1 protein-coding gene and 1 pseudogene are annotated in these 664 nt (G+C 37.8%); both read right to left on the reverse strand.

Annotated features, from left to right (window positions below):
• On the reverse strand, positions 1-341 hold a 341-nt coding region (locus tag MOY_RS16365), incomplete at its 3' end, for a glycosyltransferase (RefSeq protein WP_009102095.1).
• A pseudogene (locus tag MOY_RS17305) lies at positions 338-664 on the reverse strand (glycosyltransferase family 2 protein); the annotation flags it as partial. The gene MOY_RS16365 and the pseudogene MOY_RS17305, both read right to left, overlap by 4 nt.

Here is a 664-nt window from a genome sequence, read left to right on the forward strand (position 1 = left end):
ACGAAAAATCCTGGCTGAGATAGGTGAACATGATCTGTGATAAAGCTATGAGGAAGAATACAGTCCCCGTCAAGAAAGATAAGGTACTCTCCATCAGATATAGAAACGGCCTTGTTCCGTATTTGGGCAGCCCGAAAGCCTATATCCTCATGCCAAGCATGCTTTATAACAATATTACTTAATTTAGTGAATCCTTCAATGCATCGCTTTGTTTTCTCATCGGAGCCATCATCCGCAATGATAATTTCATAGTTTTGATAGTCTTGCATTAAGGCACTCTTAAGCACAAGCTTTAGAGCCTCTGGCCAATTGTACGTGGTGACTATTAAGCTCACTTTCATTTTTTAGCCTCAGACCTTTGGTATACCTTGGCATATTTGAAGAAAACGCCGATTGCATCGCCAAAGGAAATAACAAAGCCACGCCAGCCAGAAGTGATACCCAGCTTTAAAATATATGATCGGAAGAACGCAAAAAAAGTCTTCACGATAATAAAAAAGAAGCTGTATTTAACTTTTTTGTTAGAAGATGCATATATTTCGGAATAAAGCTGTGCCTTGTCTAATGTCTGTTTTATATCAAAAATAGCGTAATGTATTATTTTTCCTTTGAGCTTTATGATTTTGGTTTGGCTATTGGTCTCGATCTTTTCATGAACTTGGCT

Source organism: Halomonas sp. GFAJ-1 (assembly GCF_000236625.2).
Taxonomy (GTDB): domain Bacteria; phylum Pseudomonadota; class Gammaproteobacteria; order Pseudomonadales; family Halomonadaceae; genus Vreelandella.